The 19685-nt window shown below is 61.2% G+C and carries 11 protein-coding genes; 1 reads left to right on the top strand and 10 read right to left on the bottom strand.

The genetic code is table 11. The annotated features are described in order from the left end of the window. Positions 1-15: 15 nt before the first annotated feature. The 3 genes from putA to VJR90_03810 form a co-directional block, all read right to left on the bottom strand. Entirely contained in the window at positions 16-3207 is a 3192-nt protein-coding gene (gene putA / locus VJR90_03820; GenBank protein ID HKV96605.1) for a bifunctional proline dehydrogenase/L-glutamate gamma-semialdehyde dehydrogenase PutA, read from the bottom strand. 93 nt (positions 3208-3300) lie between these two features. Next, the gene (locus VJR90_03815; protein HKV96604.1) at positions 3301-4038 is read right to left on the bottom strand and encodes an HAD family hydrolase; all 738 of its coding nucleotides are present in this window, start codon (positions 4036-4038) and stop codon (positions 3301-3303) included. Beyond that, positions 4035-4961, bottom strand: a complete 927-nt coding sequence (locus VJR90_03810) for an aminotransferase class IV (GenBank protein ID HKV96603.1) — start codon at positions 4959-4961, stop codon at positions 4035-4037. Before VJR90_03810 ends, VJR90_03815 begins: the two co-directional genes overlap by 4 nt. 161 nt (positions 4962-5122) lie before the next feature. On the opposite strand from VJR90_03810, the gene VJR90_03805 reads away from it, so the two are divergent. Then, entirely contained in the window at positions 5123-7177 is a 2055-nt protein-coding gene (locus VJR90_03805; protein ID HKV96602.1) for a S9 family peptidase, read from the top strand. A gap of 93 nt (positions 7178-7270) precedes the next feature. Here VJR90_03805 and VJR90_03800 read toward each other — a convergent pair whose 3' ends face one another. The 7 genes from VJR90_03800 to VJR90_03770 form a co-directional block, all read right to left on the bottom strand. Continuing rightward, positions 7271-10672 carry a type I restriction endonuclease subunit R gene (locus VJR90_03800; protein ID HKV96601.1) on the bottom strand — a complete coding sequence of 1134 codons (3402 nt, stop codon included), beginning with the start codon at positions 10670-10672 and terminating at the stop codon, positions 7271-7273. Then, positions 10669-11520: a nucleotidyl transferase AbiEii/AbiGii toxin family protein gene (locus tag VJR90_03795; protein ID HKV96600.1), complete on the bottom strand. Its 852-nt coding sequence runs from the start codon at positions 11518-11520 to the stop codon at positions 10669-10671. Before VJR90_03795 ends, VJR90_03800 begins: the two co-directional genes overlap by 4 nt. Positions 11521-11548: 28 nt before the next feature. Further along, positions 11549-12349 (bottom strand): hypothetical protein, encoded by an 801-nt coding sequence (locus tag VJR90_03790; GenBank protein ID HKV96599.1) that lies wholly within the window; start codon positions 12347-12349, stop codon positions 11549-11551. 607 nt (positions 12350-12956) lie between these two features. Further along, entirely contained in the window at positions 12957-15269 is a 2313-nt protein-coding gene (locus VJR90_03785; GenBank protein ID HKV96598.1) for an AAA family ATPase, read from the bottom strand. 4 nt (positions 15270-15273) lie between these two features. Next, the gene (locus tag VJR90_03780; GenBank protein ID HKV96597.1) at positions 15274-16443 is read right to left on the bottom strand and encodes a restriction endonuclease subunit S; all 1170 of its coding nucleotides are present in this window, start codon (positions 16441-16443) and stop codon (positions 15274-15276) included. Continuing rightward, on the bottom strand, positions 16440-18572 hold the full coding sequence (locus tag VJR90_03775) for an N-6 DNA methylase (protein HKV96596.1): 2133 nt from the start codon (positions 18570-18572) through the stop codon (positions 16440-16442). Before VJR90_03775 ends, VJR90_03780 begins: the two co-directional genes overlap by 4 nt. Positions 18573-18669: 97 nt before the next feature. Then, on the bottom strand, positions 18670-19659 hold the full coding sequence (locus tag VJR90_03770; GenBank protein ID HKV96595.1) for an aldo/keto reductase: 990 nt from the start codon (positions 19657-19659) through the stop codon (positions 18670-18672). Between the last annotated feature and the right edge of the window lie 26 nt (positions 19660-19685).

Genomic DNA, 19685 nt, shown 5'->3' with positions numbered 1-19685 from the left:
CCGTCGCGCGTCAGCCTATTGGTCACCGAGCGACAGCAACGTGGCATTGCCGCCCACGGCGGCGGTGTTCACGGTCACGGTACGCTCAGTGGCAAAGCGCGGCATATAGTGCGGACCGCCCGCCTTGGGGCCGGTACCCGACAGGCCCTGACCGCCGAAGGGCTGCACGCCCACCACCGCGCCGATGATGTTGCGGTTGATATACACGTTGCCCACGCGGATGTGCCGCTGGATGTACTGCGCCTGGGAATCAATGCGCGAATGCACGCCCAAGGTCAGGCCGAAACCGGTGCGGTTGATGCTCGCAATCACCGCGTCCAGTTCTGAGGCCTTGAAGCGGATCACATGCAGCACCGGGCCGAAGACTTCGTGCTTGAGAATATCGAGCGAGGGCAGTTCCACCGCCATGGGCGCCACATAGGTGCCGTGGGCGCAGGCGGCGGGAATCGCGAGTTCCCGCAAGACCTTGCCCTGCGTCGCAATCCACTGCTTGTGTGCGTCCAGATCTTTTTTGGCTGCGGCGTCAATCACCGGCCCCACGTCGATATCGAGAAACGCCGGATCACCGATGCGCAGCTCGTCGAGATAGCCGGTAAGTACCTCGATGACGCGCTCCGCGATTTCCTCCTGCACGAACAGCACGCGCAACGCCGAGCAACGCTGACCGGCGCTGTTGAAGGCGCTGGCCACGACATCGAGCACCACCTGCTCGGGCAGCGCTGAGGAATCCACAAGCATCGCGTTCTGACCGCCGGTCTCGGCAATTAAAACTGGAATGAGGCCATCGCGATTGGCAAGCGTCTGGTGAATGACCTTGGCGGTCGCGGTCGAACCGGTGAACGCCACGCCCGCGATGCGTGGATCGGCCACCGCGTGCTGGCCCACCACCGAGCCGCGGCCCGGAATGAAATGCAGCACCTCGCCCGGCACTCCGGCCTGATGCAGCAGGCGTATGGCCTGGGCGCCGATCAGCGAGGTCTGTTCCGCGGGTTTTGACAGCACCGCGTTGCCGGCGGCGAGCGCCGCGCTCATCTGGCCGGTAAAAATCGCGAGCGGAAAATTCCACGGGCTGATGCATACGAACACGCCGCGGCCCTGCAACCACAGTTCATTGGATTCTCCCGTGGGTCCGGGCAGGCGCTGCGGCTTGCCGAAATCCTCTTCGGCGCGCAGCGCGTAATAGCGCAGGTAATCCACCGCCTCGCGCACCTCGGAAACCGCATCGGGAATTGACTTGCCCGCCTCGCGCACGCACAGCGCCATGAGTTCGGCCGTGTGCTCCTCAAAAAGATCCGCCGCGCGGCGCAGAATGCGCGCGCGTTCTCCGGCCGGTGTCAGGTCCCAGTCAGGTTGCGCACCCGCGGCAATATCCACGGCCTTGCGGATGGTTTCGGCGTCCGCGGCGTGGATGATGCCGACGCTCTGGCGGTTGTCGGACGGATTGAGCGAGGGCTTCTCCTTGCCGCCCAGCACCTTGCCGCCCACGATGGGCGCGGCGCTCCACTCCTGCTGCATGGCTATGCGCATCTCGCCGCTCAGCCGGTCCAGCAGCGCCACGTCCGCGAGATTCAGGCCACGGGAATTGCACCGCCGCGGGCCGTAGATGTCGCGCGGCAGCGGAATGCGCGGATGGGGCTTGACCGTGAGCGCTTCCACCTCCGTCACCGGATCGGCCACTATGGATTCCAGCGACACCTTTTCGTCAATGATGCGGTTCACGAACGAGGTGTTGGCGCCGTTTTCCAGTAGCCGGCGCACAAGGTATGGCAGCAAATCTTCGTGGCTCCCGACCGGCGCATACACGCGGCAATTGACATTGAGTTTGCCCTGGCCCACCACTTCCGCGTACAGCTCGTCGCCCATGCCGTGCAGGCGCTGGAACTCGAACTCGGGGTTGTCGCCTGCCATTTCCAACACGCTCGCCAGCGTCTGTGCATTATGGGTGGCAAACATCGGATAAATCGTATTACGGTTCGCGAGCATCTTGCGCGCACACGCGAGATAGGACACATCCGTATTCGGCTTGCGCGTGAACACCGGATAGCCGTCGAGACCGCGCTCCTGGGCGCGCTTGATCTCGCTGTCCCAATAGGCACCCTTGACCAGGCGCAACGGGATGCGGCGCTGGCCTTCCCGGGCGAGCGCAATCAGCCAGTCAAGCACGCGCGGCGTGCGTTTCTGATAAGCCTGCACTGCCAGGCCGAATCCCTCCCAGCCGTGCAGGCTCGGCGCGCGGTACACCGCCTCGATGATGTCCAGCGAGATGTCGAGCCGCTCGGATTCCTCCGCGTCCACCGTCAAACCCATGCCATACTGCTTCGCGCACTCCGCCAGTGCCAGAAGTTTTGGCGCGAGTTCGTGCATCACGCGCGCACGCTGCGCCAGCTCGTAACGTGGGTGCAGCGCGGAGAGTTTCACGGAAATGCTGGGCGCGGCGAATACGCTGGTCTCTTTCCCAACCGTGGCGCCGATGGCGTCAATCGCGCGGCGGTAATCCTCGAAGTAACGCTGCGCGTCCGCGGCGGTGAGCGCAGCTTCACCCAGCATGTCGTATGAATGCCTGAAATGGCGGTGCTCTTCGTTCTGCGCGCGCTTCAGGGCCTCGTCAATCGTGCGGCCCATTACGAACTGGTGACCCATGATGCGCATGGCTTGGCGGAACGCAGTGCGAATCACCGGTTCGCCCAAGCGTGCCACGAGCATGGCCATGTATTTGGAAAGGTTTTTCTCGACGCTCTGATCGAGCGCAATGATCTTGCCGGTGAGCATCAGGCCCCAGGTGGAGGCATTCACGAACGTGGAAGGGCTCGCGCCCAGATGCTCTTGCCATTTGCCGGTGACAATCTTGTCACGGATGAGCTTGTCGGCGGTGTCCGCATCCGGGATGCGCAGCAGCGCTTCCGCCAGGCACATGAGCACCATGCCTTCCTGCGAGGACAGGTCGTACTGGCGCAGGAATTCCTCTACCCCACCCTTGGGCTTGCGGTTCTTGCGCACCGCCTGCACGAGTTGCGTAGCGCGTTGTCGGATGCGCTCGCGCGCGGACGCATTTAATTGCGCCTGCGTGAGCAGCGCCTCTACGCAGCGGGTTTCGTCCGCCAGATACAGCTCATTGATGGCGGCGCGCAGCGGCTTCAGCGTGAGCGGCGCCCCCTCGAACACGAAAGATGTCGGGGTAGCAGCTGAGGACTCAACGGGCTGATACATGCATGCTCCAGGATGGAAAAACACCGGGCCGGAGATTCACGGCCAGACACACAGCGCGTTATTTTACTGAATTGGCACGGCGAAAGCCGGCGTCTAACTCGCGGCCATGATGCGATGCTGGTGAAGGCGCGCATAGTGCGGCCGGCATTGCTCCGCCAGTTGCATCTGCAAAGCGGTCAGCTTCGGCTCCCGCGGCCGGTATGGCTCGAAACCGGTGGAGCACTCCACCGCTGCGTACCAGTGTTTTGCCCACACGCCGTCGCTGGCGCGCGGGCCAGCTGGCCAGTGCAGCATGCGCGCGGAAAACCCCACGCCGAGCCGCGCGCACAGCACGCGCAGCATGCCTTCGGGATCGCGCAGCACATCCTCGGCATCCAGCACCGGCGGCGCACCAAATCGTTCGGCGACGTAATCGAAGATGCGCGCCTGCTGCTCGTAGCCGAGTTCCCAGAGTGCCGCATCCGGACGATTCTGCGTGAACGAGGCAACCACCGCATCCGGCGCGCGAATCAGAAAGCAGTTGTGCAAACCGTCCAGCCACGCAAGCGGCATGTCGGCCAGCACGTGCTGGCTCATGTGCTTCTGATACCAGACCGGTTTGCCCTCGGGCACCGGGCCGGTGAGCGTGCGCGTGACCGCACGCCAGTCACTGCTTTGCGCCGCCAGCACTTCCTCGCGGCCGGGATGCGGCACGTCGGTATCGAGCAGGTAATGGGCGTAGAGCGGTTCGTCGGTCACCGCGGTGTCGCCGCGATTTTCCCAGGCGCGCATCATGGCCGTGGAGATGTTGCGCGGCCCGGACCACATGGCGATGCGCAGCGCCACATTCATACCCGTGGTCCCTGGGCACTCTCCTCCGTCACCAAGGCCATATAAAGTTGCTGCAGGCGCGCCACCATCGCGCCGCGCGTGCCCGTGCCGATAATTCGTCCGTCAATCTCCTTGACCGGCACCACGCCGGCAAAGGTGCCGGTGACGAAAGCCTCGTCGGCGCCATACACATCGGTGAGGCTGAAATCTTTCTCATGCGCTGTCAGGCCATGCTCACGGCACAAGCGCAGCACATTGGCGCGCGTGATGCCGCCCAGACAATACTTGCCGCTCGAAGTCCAGACCTCGCCCTTGCGCACCACGAAGAAATGCGTCGAATTGCAGGTCGCCACGAACCCGTGCGGATCGAGCATCAGGGCTTCGTCATAACCCGCCTTGGTGGCCTGGATGCACGCAAGAATGTCATTGAGCTTGGAATGGCTGTTGAGCTTCGGATCCTGCACATCCGGCGGTCCGCGACGCACGTGCACGGTGAACAGGCGGATGCCCTGCTCCACCGTGGCCGGCAGCGGTTCCTTGTATTCCGGGATGATCACCACGGTCGCGGATGAAATCGTGAAGCGCGGGTCCTGATGCGGCGTTGCCTTGACGCCGCGCGTGACCATCAGCCGGATGTGCACGTGATCCCGCATGTGATTCGCGCGCAGCACCTGCACCAGGCGCTCCGTCAACTGCGTGCGTGTCAGGCCGATGTCGAGATCAATCGCCTTGGCGCCCTGGTACAGCCGGTCAAGGTGCATGTCGAGAAACGGCAGGCCGCCGGCATGCAGCCGCACGCCCTCCCACACGCCGTCGCCCAACACGAAACCGCTGTCGAAGACGGACACTTTGGCTTCGGCACGCGGATGGAGTTCGCCATTGATGCTGATCTTGATGTCCGCGTTGCGCGCATCCGGCTGATAATCATGCGTACCCTTGGTCATCATTCTTCTCCGTTGCCCGCAAATACCGGAAAGGCCGTCTATTTTACTGAATTCACCGGCGCAACCCCGCGGCCATGTCCCGTGTCGCGCCGCCGGGCTTGCTTTCCGCGGCGGCGCTCTTTACCGTGTGCAGCTGTTTTTTCCCGCAAAGGACCGTCCGCATGAAACGGCTGCCGATTGCCTTGTTGTTGGCGCTGCTGGCCGGCGCAGCGTTCGCCAAGGGAAACACCCAGGCTCATCCATTCAACGCCACCGACCTCGCCATGATGGATCGGGTGAGCGATCCGCAACTTTCGCCGGACCGGATGTACGCGGCATTTTCCGTGCGTCAGACCTATTTTGCCGCCAACAAGGGCATCACCAGCGTGTGGACTCTGGATCTTTCCAAGCCCGGTGCGGCGCCGCAAACGGTCATGGTCGGCAACAGTCCGCGCTGGTCGGCGGACGGCAAGACGCTGTATTTCCTGTCGGACAAGTCCGGCTCCACGCAGTTATGGAGTGTGGCCGCCGGCGGCGGGAGTCCTACGCAGGTCAGTCGCCTGCCGCTCGACATCAACAACTACAAAGTTTCACCCGACGGACAGCACATTCTGCTTTCCCTCGACGTGTTCATGGCCTGCGGGGATCTCGCCTGCACCCGGGCCAAGCTGGATGCGCGCGCCGCCGACCAGGCCAGCGGCCGGCTGTACGACAAACTGTTCGTGCGCCACTGGAACGTGTGGATGGACGGCCGCCGTTCGCAGTTGTTCATGGCGACGCTCACCGCCAACGGCCGGCTCGCGGCCGACCCCGTATGGCTCACCAAGGGACTGGATGGCGACGTGCCTTCGAAACCGGACGGCGACGACAGCGAGTACACCCTCTCGCCGGACGGCAAAACCGTGTATTTCGATGCCAAGACCGGCGGCTCCCATGAGGCGTGGACTACCAACTTCGATATTTATTCCGTGCCAGCCGACGGCTCGCAGGCGCCCAAGGACCTCACGTCAAAGAATCCCGCCTGGGACGGCTTTCCGCTGGCATCGCCCGACGGCCGCACGCTCTTCTACCTCGCCATGAAATCGCCCGGCTTCGAAGCCGACCGTTTTGCCATCATGGCGCGCGATCTCGCCACCGGTGCGACGCGCGAGGTGGATCCGCATTGGGACCGCAGCGCCGGCGCGTTGCAAATCTCGGCCGATGGCTCAACGCTTTACACCACGGCCGACGATGAGGGCAATCATCCGCTGTTCGCAGTGAATATCGCCGATGGGCAAGTAAAGCGCCTGCTCGGTGACGGTACGGTGTACGGCTTCGACGCCGTCGGCAATCGCATCCTCGCGGCACGTGCCGACTTCCAGCATCCGACAGACCTTTACACCCTCACGCCGCAGGGCACGGACCTCGCACAGGTCACGCATTTCAACCAAGCGCGCCTCGCGGACATCCGTTTCGCCAAGGCGCAGTGGTTCACCTTCAAGGGCTGGAGCGGCGATACGGTACAGGGCTACGTAATGCCGCCGGTGGATTACGTGCCGGGTAAAAAATATCCGGTGGCGTTTCTGATTCACGGCGGCCCGCAAGGTGCCTGGACCAACGAATTCCATTACCGTTGGAATCCGGAAACCTATGCCGGTGCCGGGTTTGCGGTCGTGGCCATCAATTTCCACGGCTCCACCGGCTACGGCCAGACGTTCACCAACGCCATCTCCGAGCACTGGGGCGACCGTCCGCTGATTGACCTGCAGAAAGGCTGGTCCGCGGCGCTCAAAACATTTCCGTTCCTGGACCGTCATCGCGCCTGCGCGCTGGGTGCGAGTTACGGCGGCTACATGGTCTATTGGATCGCGGGCGTGTGGAACAAGCCATGGAAATGCCTGGTGGATCACGACGGCGTGTTCGACACGCGCACCATGTACTACGCCACCGACGAGCTGTGGTTCGAGGAGCACGAGAACGGCGGTACGCAGTACCAGCATCCGGCCAACTACGAGAAATTCAACCCGCTGGATCATGTGAAAGCCTGGCGCGTGCCGATGCTGGTGGTGCACAGCAATCACGACTACCGCATCCCGCTGTCACAGGGATTGAGTGCGTTCACCGCGCTGCAACGCCGCGGCATTCCCAGTGAATTTCTCAACTTCCCCGACGAGACGCATTTCGTCTCCAAGCCGCAGAACAGCGTGCTCTGGCATCGCACGGTATTGGACTGGCTGAAGCGCTGGACAGAGAAATGATTTACAAATCGCAATGACTTTGGTGGGAGCGGCCGTACCGGCCGCGATAATCGCTGCGGGCGGAGGTGAGGGTCCGATCACGGCCCTTTCATATTACGCCGCCGCTAAATCCAGACCCGCCGCGCTCCGCGCCCAGACATAGTCATATACGCGCGATGCGATGCCCTCGGTCTCAACGTCGGTGAAGGGCGGGCGCGGCAGTGACTCATAAAGCCGGTCCAGGATAAAGACCCTCACTTGCGCTTGCGTAGCCGCATTTTTTACCCATGCCGGCATCGGCGCGAGCAGTTTGCGCAAAGACGCCAGCAGACCGCGACTCGCCTGCTTCAGTCGCTCACGGTCCCTCTGACCGAGTTTGTCCTTGAACAGCAAATCGAACAACGCCAGTTCGTCATCGCTCAGCCCCTCTTCGGCGGCACGCTTCTGCTCGACATCGAGACTGGCGGCAAGCGCAACGAGTTGCGCAAACGTGTCCTCGACAGTGGCTCGGTCCTTTTCGCGGTTGTAGTCGGCGATGATTGCCTGATATTTCTTGTAGTAATCCATGCGCATCGGATTGCGCGCGAGCATTTGGGCCAGCTTCTTCTCGATGACGTCCCGGATATCCTGCAGCGCTGCGTGTTTGCGGCGCACCTTGCTCGCAAACTCCTTGTGCAGCCTGTCGAAATCAATCCGGCTCAGGTCAACCGTGAGCCCTTCGGCGTGATCCGCGCCCGGCGCAGCCGCTCGAATCGCCTCGTTCACGATTCGGTGCAGCGTTTTGAGCAAGTCGGTCACGTCCGCCGTGTCGCGGCGATCCTGTAACTTCTTGTAGATGGCCTCTATATTGTCGTGGCGTTCAGCATACGCGAGAGCGCTCGGCTCCATCAGCAACGCCTTGAAACGATTGAATACTTCGCGCGCCATGATTTCAAACCGGCGCTTGGCTTCATCGGAGGTATAGACCGCGTCCACCGCATCGCGCAGGGCTTCGATGCGATCAAACCCGGCCGCTCCTTTTAGCCGTTCGGCATCGAATCCAAGGTCAAGCAGGTGCTTCTCGGCCGCCTCGATGGCCTGTTCAAGGCTGGCCACCATCTCGGCAATCGGCGCGACCACGTCATCGTCGCTTTCATCGTCACCCAGCGCGTATTGGGCCAGTGCCTGGCGCAGGCTTTTAAGCATGCCATTGTAATCCACAATCACCCCGCAATCCTTGCCCGGGAACACGCGGTTGGCGCGAGCGATTGCCTGCATCAGGTTATGGGCTTTCATCGGCTTGTCTATGTAGAGCGTCCCAAGACACTCCACATCAAACCCGGTCAGCCACATTGCACAGACGATCGCAATGCGAAACGGATGCGTGGGATCCTTGAAGGCGTCATCCACCGGTACGCGCTTGCCATCCGGTGTCTGAAAACCGGTCTTCATCACCATGCGATGCCGGATGATTTCAAAGCCCCATTTGCGGAAATCCCGCACCTCGTTTTGCGCTTCGCTGATGACGATCTCGATGATCGTGCTCTCCATCCAGTCTGCCTGGCTGCGCAGGCTGTCGCGTTCCGCCGCCAGACGTTCGCGGCTGTCCGGATCGGCGGTGGCGGCCAATTCCGCTTCCTTTGCCGCGATAAGCGCCCGCACTCTGGCAAGCTTGGCCTGCCAGCGCGGCTGGATGCGCTGAAACATGCGCGCGCAGGTGATCTTGTCAATGCACACCAGCATGGATTTGCCGGTCTGCCAGCGGGTGGTGCAATGCTCCACGAAATCGGCGGCCAGCTTGTCCAGCCGGTCATCGGCGGTAATCACCTCGTAGTCCTTGCCGAGCAGTTTTTCCAGCAGCGCCTGCTGGTCCGGATCGAGGTCCGCCTGCTCGACCGCATCCGCAATGCGGTCGTTGAGATCGAGCCGGGCGAGCCCGAGTTTCTCGCCCCGGTTCTCATACACCAACCTGACCGTGGAGTGATCTTCTTCAGAGCGCCTGAAGTCGTAGCGCGAGACATAGCTGCCGAATATCCGCTTGGTCAGCTCGTCGTGTTTGAACAGCGGCGTGCCGGTAAAACCTATGAACGAGGCATTGGGCAGCGCCAGTCGCATGTTGCGAGCGAACTTGCCGGCCTGCGTGCGGTGTGCCTCATCGGAAATCACGATGATGTCATTGCGCTCGCTGTAGGGCTCGGTCACCGGCTGGTTGAACTTGTGGATCAGGCTGAACACATAACGGTGATCGCCCTGCAGAATTTCCCTGAGCGCCTTGCCAGAAGCCGCACGCGGCACCTTGGCATCGATCACACTGCAACCAATGAATGTCCGCCAGATCTGATCGTCAAGATCTTCGCGATCCGTCATCACCAGAAAGGTAAAGTTGCCGGGCACCACGCGCCGCACCTTCTCCGCGAAAAAAATCATCGAGTAGGACTTGCCGCTGCCCTGCGTGTGCCAGAACACGCCGAGGCGGCCGAGGTCGGGGTGCGCGCGCTTGATGAGCGACATCTTGTCATCATCGGCATCGTGCGTCGCCAAGGCTTGCGCGCGCGGCGCCTTCGGCTGCGGCTCGTCGGCGGCCTTGAGGAATTCCGGCTTCGGCACCCGATACTCGACCAATCGCTCGCCTGGTGGAAAGCGTTTTTTCAATGCTTCCTGCCATACGACGGATGCGACCGCTCGATTCACGCCCAGCACCTGATGGTTGCGCGCCACGATCTTGCGCGTACCGCCGGCGCGGCTGTCATCGAACAGAATGAAGTTCTCGACCAGATCGAGCAGCCGGTCCCTGGCCAGCATGCCGTCGAGCAGCGCCTCGGCATCCAGGCGCGCCTTGTCGCTTTCGGCGTTGCGCTTCCATTCGAGGAAATGTTCCCATTGGCTGGTGATGGAACCGTAGCGTGCCTGATCGCCGTTGCTCACGACCAGAAAAGCGTTGTGATAAAAGGCGTGCGTAATGCTGTGTTCAGACAAGTAATCCGTCAGATTGTCGTCAAAGCCGGCGCGGATATTGCGATACACAGCCTTGAGTTCGATGAACACTAGCGGCAGGCCGTTCACGAAGCACACCAAGTCGGCGCGCCGGTTGTAGTGCGGCACGCGCACGCCCTGAATTTTCAGTTCACGCACGGCGAGAAAGCGGTTGTTGCTTACGTTGCGGAAATCAATTACTCGCGCGTGTGAGCGCCGCACTTCGCCACCCAGCTCGCGCCACTCAACCGGCACGCCGCCCCGGATAAAGCCGTAAAACTCGCGGTTGTGCTGGAGCAGCGAGCGTGCAAAATCAATTTCGGTCAGCTTTTCGACCGCCTGTTCACGCACTGCTTCCGGCAATTCCGGATTCAGGCGCGCAAGCGCAGCTCTCAGGTCGCGCGCCAGTACGACATCGCGTTCGCTGGCCCTGCCAAGCGTCCCCTGCGGTCCGAACGTCTCGTTGTTGTACGCGTAGATGCTGTCCCAACCGAGCGCCTTCTCCAGATGCTCGGCGAAGGTCTGCTGGACCAAGCGGTCTTCGCCGTTGATGTCGGTGATCATGCGCCCACAGCTCCGACCGCCCGGGCGATGCGCAAGAGCAGCGCAAACGCTCGATCAAGATCGAACCCGGCAAAGTCTGCCGGCCGCAGCACGGGGCGCAAGTCCGTTTCAATCTGGCTGCGCAGCCTGTCGAGCCGGGCGTGCGTCATATCCACCGGACCCGTATCCCGCACTGCGAGCTTCTGCCTGACGAGCGCCAACAGGTGTTTGTCGTCCGGATTGAAGCGGCTATTGAGTGCGGCATGATCAATATCAAAGAAGTCGCGGATGGCAGGCTCTAGGCGCGCCAGGGCGGCGCGCGCTTTTTCAGCCATCGCTTCGCGCGCTGACAGGCACGCCAGCGAGAACGGCCGCAGCTGAGATTCACCGGAAACCGGATCGAGCAACAAAGTATTGGTCTTGCCGATAACGCGGCTCTCCAGCAAGGGCTCCCGCAGGCCGATCTCGATCTTGATGGATTCAGCATGACCATCGAGCAGCGACTTGTACGTCAATGCCGCTACGTACTGCTTCGACTCGTTCGCGCCACGTAAAGGTTCGCTAACCCCGACGACTCCGAGTGCCGCGGTCAGGCCGGCCAGAGCGGCGCCCGCAGCCTTCGCGGCGCGCGAGCGCTCGGCGCGGGTGGCGTCCTCGGGCATTGGAACCGAGAAGTCGAGGTCCTCGCTCAACCGATAAAATCCGGCGTGAACCTTGGCGAGGCAGGTACCGCCCTTGAATACCAGGCCGGGAGCTTGCGCAGCGAGATACTGGAGCACCAAGGAGCAGAAATAGTCCTTCTCGATGAGCCGTGGATCGAAACCGGTTTGCGCGGCCGTATAGGTCACAGCCTCGCGGAACAGCGTCACATCATCGTGGGGGCGGATTGGTGGCGCATCAATCGAGCGCATTCATCACCACTCCCCAGCGCCGGTTGAGCGTGCCGCGTTTGGGGCGGCCCGGATTGAAGGCGATGGATCCGCGTGTTTCCGGAACCGCGCGGGCGAGCCGATTGACCGCTGCGGCCGGCGCGCCGAGTTCATCGAGCAGCGCGCCCATCCGGCGCGTTGTCGCGACATCGCCGTAACGCAACGTCACCCGTACCAACTCTGCAGTGCTTACCCGCTTGCTCGCCAATTCGGTCTCGATCCAGCGGAACGCGCGCGGCAGACTGCCGAAACGCGACCAGTCGTAAACCGCGTCCACCAGCGTGCGTGCGCGCGACGACCAGCGGGCCGCGACACCATCCGATCCGGTTACCGTTTCCGTGTCGCCGAGACGCTTGTCGGCCACCTTGATGAGCATCAGCGCAACCGCACCTACGACCCGCGTACCCGAGATCCGGTTGTTATAGGCATAAACACGCGTCGGCACTTGGCCGTCGAATCCATAGCGGTTGAAGGCATTGGGGCCACAAATCTGATAGGAGCCTTTGCGATCCACCAGTACGGCGTCGAGTGCGAGCGCTTCGCTCGGCGTCCATGCGCCGCCGAGAGGGAGCCGGTCGGGGACCAAGTAGAGGCCGGGACGGACTCGGGCAATGAGCTTGCCTCGCGCCATGCGCCGGAACAGCTCGCGCTCCTGAAGCAGCGACAAGCGCAGCGGCCCGGTCAGCTCGCCGGTGCGCACCAGCCGCTGCCTACGCATCTGGAGATAGGCGAGCATCTGGCTTTCCTGGCGGCCGAGGCTGGGTTTCATGCTCTGCATACTATTTCGTCTGGATGGCTTGTCAAGCCATCGTCAAGAAATGGAATGCAAGACGCGATCAGTTAGCAACTGTCGCTGTTGATGCCAGTGATCACAAGGAAACTTGCGCACCGAGAGCGGCGCTGCTCCATGGCCAATCCGCCGGCTCCGTTGCCAGCCCTGCAGCCACGGGATTGTTCTCAATGTATGCCACGACCGCGTGAAAATGCCGCTCATCACGCACATACCGGTCCCAGTAATCCCTTTGCCACAGCGCCCGCGAGCGTCGCACTTGGGAGTGCCCCGCTCGGGAGTGGCACACCGGGAGCGCTGCGCCCCGGCGTAGCATTCGTGGGGCCGAACGAAGCGCGTATCGCTTCATCGGGAGCACCGCTGGGAACGCGGCGCCCTGGCGCCGCATTCCTGGACTCGCGTGAAGCGCGCATTGCTTCATTGGGAGCGCCGCGCCCCAGCGCGGCGCTCCCAGGACCCTTCTCTTGCTATCGCTCATACCGCAATCTCCCCATTCATCGACCGCAGCGGCAGGGCACAGGAATAGTCCGCGCGCGTCTGCTGGACGAGACGGTCTTCATCGTTGATACCCGTGATCGCCATGGCACTATCCGTTCTTGTAGATCACTGCCAAAGCGCGACGCGCGAATCCTAAGAGTTCGCTATCAACGACTTGAACGGAATCGGCACCCGGATTGGTATCATGATGAAACTGGCGGGCGTAGTCGTTGATCTCCAGCAGTTCCTGCGCAAGAGGGCGAATGTTGATCAACGGTCCAGTCGTCGCTGGATCGATCGCTAATGCGACGATCTGCCCGAATAGGAGCTTCCTCGGAATCGCTCCCGGAAACCTGCGGTAGTAGTAACCCTCCAGCAAGGGGCGGATCGCTTTCGCCACATCACGCGAACTTGGGGACGGCTTGCCATCAACAAAATCAGCCACGAGCTTGTGATGCCAGTAGTAGTCCGACGAACACATGTCATCGATATCGCAGGGCGCGAAAACGGAGTACCCGTTCTGGACCCGCTTGAGAGCGAGGATAGTAAGCGGAACAGGTGTTGGTTTCAGATCCCGCAGCCGGTCGCGGAAATCGCGAACAAAATAAGCATCGTGCGAGAGAAGCACTAACTGATGGCATTCCGTAGCCAGACGCGCAATCAACTGCTTGCTCTCTTGCCGACGATTACGGTCCAGGCTCGATACCGGATCGTCGAGAACGACAATTGTGTCCGCGAGATTCGGGTCAGCACGGAGGCGCGCCACGAAAAACACGAAGGCAAGCGTCCGCTTGTCCGCTTCACTCAACGTGCTGGCGAAGCCGTGCCCGCTAGCAAGATCGGCGCGGGAGCCCAGTTTCACCGACTTGTTCCTGATCCGAAGGTCGAACTCCGTCCTCGGCTCTCCGGTACTGCCCACATACGTGGGTTTCAGTTGCTCGATCGCGAACTCTGCGCCAAATGAATTCAGAAGCTGATTGATCGCACCTTGGTACTGGGAGAGCGTCGTCTGCATGAGCGCGTCGATTTGGTCCCGAGCTTTTGTCTTCTCGCCCTCCAACTTCTTCCGCTCCGTCTCAGCCAACGCATAGGCGGCGGCCGTGGTGATGGTGTCTGGCAATTGCCGACGTTGTGCCGCCTCCAGCTGCTTGATTGCCGCTTCCAAGATCCCTAAATTCTCGGTCGCCAGTTTTGTCTTGAATTCAGCGATTTGCGTTGCGACCTCCTGCACTTCCTGGTTATACTTTGCGATCTGGGAATTGATGGCGCCAAGGGCAACCTCTACCACCCTCAGTTCCTCTGGGGTGCCAACCGCGAGCATCGGCTGCTGCCGCTTGGTGGCAATTAGGTCCAGGACGGTCGTCCGAACGGTAGTGAGTGCATTGCGTAGTGCGGCAGCATCAAGGACTGGCGCGATGAGATTGAGCTGATCCGTCCACGCCTCGATCCGCGCAACATTCGTTGCGTAAGCGGCTTCAAGGGCGTCGACCTTTGCGTCACCCAATGCTGCCGCTGCCATGAATTCTAGAGCCGCAACGTCTGCCTTCAGCCCTTCGTACGCCGCATTGAAGTACGACTGATAGGCCTTGATTAGGCTCAGCCCTCCGATGGCCTGCCCACAGAACGGGCAGTCGTCCTCAGTTGCATAGGCTTGCCCGCTGCTTACCCATGCCTCGATGCCAGGATGGGCGTGCTTTGCGAGGTGCGCTTTCACCTCGGCTTCGGCGCCCTGCTCGACGTCCGCTAGCGTCTTTCCCAGCAGACTGAATGCTCCGTACACGTCGAACTGCAAAGCCTGAAGCGAGGCAGGGGACTGTCGAGTGCCTAGCTGCTGGGCGCTCTTCGCTGCCTCTATGTGCTTACGCAGAGCGTCGATCTGTGCCTGCGCATCCGGCACGGGCCGCAGCGCAATGAACTCCTTGACCGTATAGGGAGACGCCAAACCCCCAAGCGTCTTCTCTGCTGCGGTCCGAATCGTTGTTTGATCCTTGATCGATTGCGATAGCTGCTCGACTTGCTTCTTCAATGCGACGGTCCTATCCCCGAGAGCGAACTCGAGTAGCGCCTGCCGCTGATCGGGCCGAATCTCGAATCCCGAGTAAACGTTCTGCTCGACGAACTCTGAGTCGAACACGGCGATGGCGGGTGGATTACCCGTCCATACATTCGCCTTGAACTCAATGTGCGCCCCGGTCGAAAGCAGCAGATCGACCACCGGCGAATCGGCCGAATCAAGGGTCTTCCGGGCGTTCATGCGCCCAGCGTCGCGCAGCTGGCACGCCCTGATAGCAGCCGCGAGTGCCGACTTCCCGCGACCGTTATCCGCGTAGATTGCCGTCACACGCCCAAAGTCGACAGTGCCCGCTGCACATGCGTCGCGGAGCAGGCCCAAATTCTGGAACTTAATGAGCTTCTTGATCATGGCGTTAGACAGCGATCTCCCCGCTCATCAGGCGCGGCAGCAGCAGGTCGCGGGCGGCGCGGAGTTTGCGGTTCAGATTGCGCAGAGTAGATATTTGCTCAAATACCGATTTCGCACACGTCCCGAATTCCTGGACTAACGAGCGTTTCGGCAAAAAAATCTCCTGGACCTTCAAGTACTTGAAATGACGCGCGTAAAAATAGTTTGAGAGATCAATCTCCTTCAACGCGAGGTAGAGATATTCAGTACTGATCCGATCATCGTTCGGGAAGATAAGCTGTGTACCGTCTGCACCACGGGCAAACTCGAAGTCCACGTATTTCAGTGTGCGGGTGTGGTCGCCAAAGACAACTATCGGCAACGGTGCTGAGTATGCAGCATCAGTGTTTTCAGTGTAACCGCCGATGAATTCTGCTGATTGATCCACGCAGGGAATCGGGCCGTCTGGCAGATATTCCTCCTTGGGCACTCTCGGTTTCGCCTCAATCTTCGCAAGAAGATTGGCTACCGTACAACGCTCCCACCCCTCCGGCACGCCGTTGGTGATGCGGGTGTGTTCGTGGCCGGGGAAGCGGAGGCGGACGAACCATTCGCGGTAGAGCTGCCGTGCCGCGTCCTCCAGCAGCGCCATCCGCCGCCGGTTGTTCTCGATCAGGTCGTCGTAGGCGGAGAGGATGTCGGCAATGCCTCGCTGTAGATGCAATGGCGGGATCGGGATTTCAATCTGCTTCAAGTGAACCGGCCCAAAATTTTGCTGAACGCCCCCTACTGCGAACGCCCTAATCAATGCTTGAAAAAGTGGCGACCGCAGAAAGGCGAAAAGGTATCCGTCATGAAGCGTCTCCGGATCTTTGGAACAAAAGCGAATGACACTTGTATTCATCATCAGCGGTAGGTGCTCGGCCCGGATTCGGGCGACCTTGCCAAGCGTTCCGGAACTCGACAAGACGATGTCACCGTCACTTATTTCAAAATGTCGATAGCGGGCCTCAAACTCAGATTGAGATATGAACTTGTCGGTGTTCGATACATCAATTGTCCCGTCAAGCAGGATGTTCGTACCGTTAATGACCTTCATTCCTTCTTCGGTCCATTGCCAAGCCCGAAGGCCAGGCCCTTCTTGAAAGAAGACGACATCCGGTAGTTTCCGTACCTGAACCACATCGGTCGTCATGCCCCCAACTCCTCGAAGTTCTCCTGAATCTTCGCCGCCAGCTCCGCCGCTTCCTTGTTGAGATCGGCGAGTTCGGTGTGGATGTCGCGCAGGGTTTGCTCGAAGTCGAAGTCTTCGTCTTCCTCGGGCGGCGCGACGCCGACGTAACGGCCGGGTGTGAGGCTCCAATCGGCGGCTTCGATTTGCTTCACGTCCACGAGCTTCACCAAGCCCGGTACGGCTTCGAGTTCGGCGTTCGGAAAGCGATCCTGCAGCCAAGTTACCTGCCGATGGAAATACACGGCCTGCTTCAACTGCGAGACGGTGGTTTTGCGTGCGTCGTCGAGTTCTTTTATCAGCTTGTTCGCGGCGCGGCGATCGAAACTCTCACCCCCGCTCTCTCCCGAGGGGAGAGGGGGAAGATTGGCGGCGAGGTCGGCAACACGCGCGCTGAGCTTGTAAACGAGGTCCACCTGTTTGATGAGACCGCGCAGCGCCTCGGCGATGGGATCGAATACCTTGCGCGCCGCGTGCTGAAGCTCGTTCGTGCGGGGCAAAGCCTTCGCATACTTCTGGGTGAAGGCAGCCAAGTTCGCAAGGAGCGGCTTCGCGTCAGCTTCGTACAGCGCGACGGCTTCACGCAGTTCGTTCATGGCATCGGCCAGTGCCTGCCGTTTTTCAGCGTCGAGGTCGTTCTGCTTCGTCACAGCCTTCGAGAGTGCATCGAAATGCCTGCGCAGGCCGGCGAGCGTAGCCTCGAATGGCGCCAGCGCATTCGGAATAGCCGTGCTCTCGGTGCAGACGCGGGCGAGATAATCCTGTACCAGCGCGAGGAAGCGTTCCCGCTGCCCGCGATAAAGCCACACGATGGCCGCGAGGTTCCGCATCTGCTCGGGCGAAAAGTCGTAAATCTTGCGCGTGACCTTGCGATAGACATTGCGGGCGTCGAGCATCAGCACCTTGTCGCAGCGTGCGGGCGGCTTGGCGCGGTCGAAGTGCCAAAGCTCGCAGGGCACCGTGCGGGTGTAAAAGAAATTGGAGCGGATCGAGATCATCACGTCCACGTCACCGGTCTCGATGAGCTTTTTCCGGACTTCCTTTTCTCCGTGGCCGGCGCTCGAAGCCTGTGAAGACATCACGAAGCCGGCGCGGCCTTTTGCGCTCAGGTAGCTCCAGAAGTAGGAAATCCACAAATAATTGCCGTTGCTGACTTTCTTCTGCTTGTTGACGCCGGGCAGGCCGAAGGGCAGGCGCGGGTCGCCCTTGATGCGCTCGGCGTCCACCAGATCCACATTGAACGGCGGATTGGCCATCACGTAGTCGCACTTGCCGACGAGGGTGTGCTGATCTTCGTAGTAGGTGATGGCCTCGGCAATCTTGCCTTCGAGCCCATGCACAGCGAGGTTCATCTTGGCGATGCGGATGGTGTCGCGGTTTTTCTCCTGGCCGTAGAAGACCACCTTCTTGGCGGTGTCGCCGCCCGCCTGCTCGATGAAATGGCTGGACTGCACGAACATGCCGCCCGAGCCGCAGGCCGGGTCCAACACCGTGCCGTGGTCCGGTTCGATGACATTGACGATGGTCTGCACGAGCGAGGACGGCGTGAAGAACTCGCCGTTGTCGTGCGCCTTCTGCACGGAGAACTTGGCGAGGAAGTATTCGTAGATGCGGCCGAAGACATCGCCCGTGGCTTGCTTGATTTGCTCGCTGTTGAACAGACGCATCAGGTCTTCCAGCACCCTGGGTTCGAAAATGCCGTAGTCCTTGGGCAGGACTCCCTGCAGCGGCTCGAACCCGGCTTCTATGGCGGTCATCGCGTCGGTGACGAGCCGGGGCAGGTCCGCGCCGCTCACGGCCGCCCGCTGCATGATCCAGTCGTAGCGGCCCTGCTCGGAAAGGTAGAGAGCACGGCGCGCGATGTAGTCGGCCGGGAGGACTTTGCGTTTCGGCATCTTGCCGCCTGCCTGATCGGCCGCGATCTGGTGCGCGGCCGCCTCGAAGCGATTGGCCGCGTGACGCAGGAAAATCACGCCCAGCACCGGCATGAAGTAGTCGCTGGAGGTGAGCTTGGAATTGGCGCGTAGGTTGTCCGCCGCCGCCCAGAGATCGGCTTCGAGCTTTTCGATGTCTTTGAAAGCGTCGCCGGTCATGCCGTGCCGTATTGCCCTTCGATTATTTTTTTGCAGCCTGCATCATTACATATGTGCGGCAGTCGCGCATGTGCCGGTTGCCCTTGTATTCCCTCGCTCAGCGTCCCACCCGCTTTTGCAAATGCGGCGGGTAGCGGTCCCCCTGCACCTTGACTTCGGAAACAGCGCTTTCGATCCCGCGCAAATCAGCAGGCGTCAGCTCAATGTCCACGGCGCCGAGGTTCTCTTCGAGGCGACGGAGCTTCGTGGTGCCGGGTATCGGCACGATCCACGGCTTTTGCGCCAGCAGCCAGGCAAGCGCAATCTGGGCAGGAGTTGCGTGTTTGCCCGCCGCGATAGTGCGAAGCAGATCTACCAAGGCTTGATTCGCCTTGCGGGCCTCGGGCGTGAAGCGCGGTACGATGTTGCGGAAATCGTTGCGGTCAAACTTCGTGTTCTCATTGATGGCGCCGGTAAGAAAGCCGCGGCCCAAAGGACTGAACGGGACAAAACCAATCCCGAGTTCCTCGATCACAGGCAGGATTTCCCTTTCGGGCTCGCGCCACCACAGCGAGTATTCGCTTTGCAGCGCCGCGACCGGCTGCACCGCATGTGCTTTGCGGATGGTCTGCGCACCGGCTTCGGAAAGACCAAAGTACCGGACCTTGCCTTCCCGGATCAGGTCTTTCACCGCACCCGCGACCTCTTCGATCCGCACCTCCGGGTCCACGCGGTGTTGATAGAAGAGATCAATGTGATCGGTCTTGAGGCGCTTGAGTGAAGCGTCGGCCACTTCGCGGATATGCGTAGGCCGGCTGTCCACGCCGCCCTGCCCGCCCTGCGTGTCAACTTTGAAGCCAAACTTGGTGGCAATGATGACTTGATCGCGGATCGGCGCCAGCGCTTCACCGAGCAACGCTTCGTTCGTGTAGGGGCCGTAGATCTCGGCGGTATCAAAGAAAGTGACCCCACGCTCGAACGCCGCGCGGATCAGCCTGATCGCATCCTGCTTGTCCGCCGGCTGGCCATAGCCATGACTCAAGCCCATGCAGCCGAGGCCCAAGGCCGAAACCTCCAGGCCGCTGTTTCCGAGCGTTCGCTTTTGCACTTTCGTTGCCTCTGCCGAAAGCACAG

The sequence above is a fragment of the Gammaproteobacteria bacterium genome, from assembly GCA_035279405.1.
Lineage (GTDB): Bacteria > Pseudomonadota > Gammaproteobacteria > Natronospirales > REEB76 > REEB76.
The sequence above is the reverse complement of the archived record's forward strand: the minus strand, read 5'-3'. Positions and strand labels throughout refer to the sequence as shown.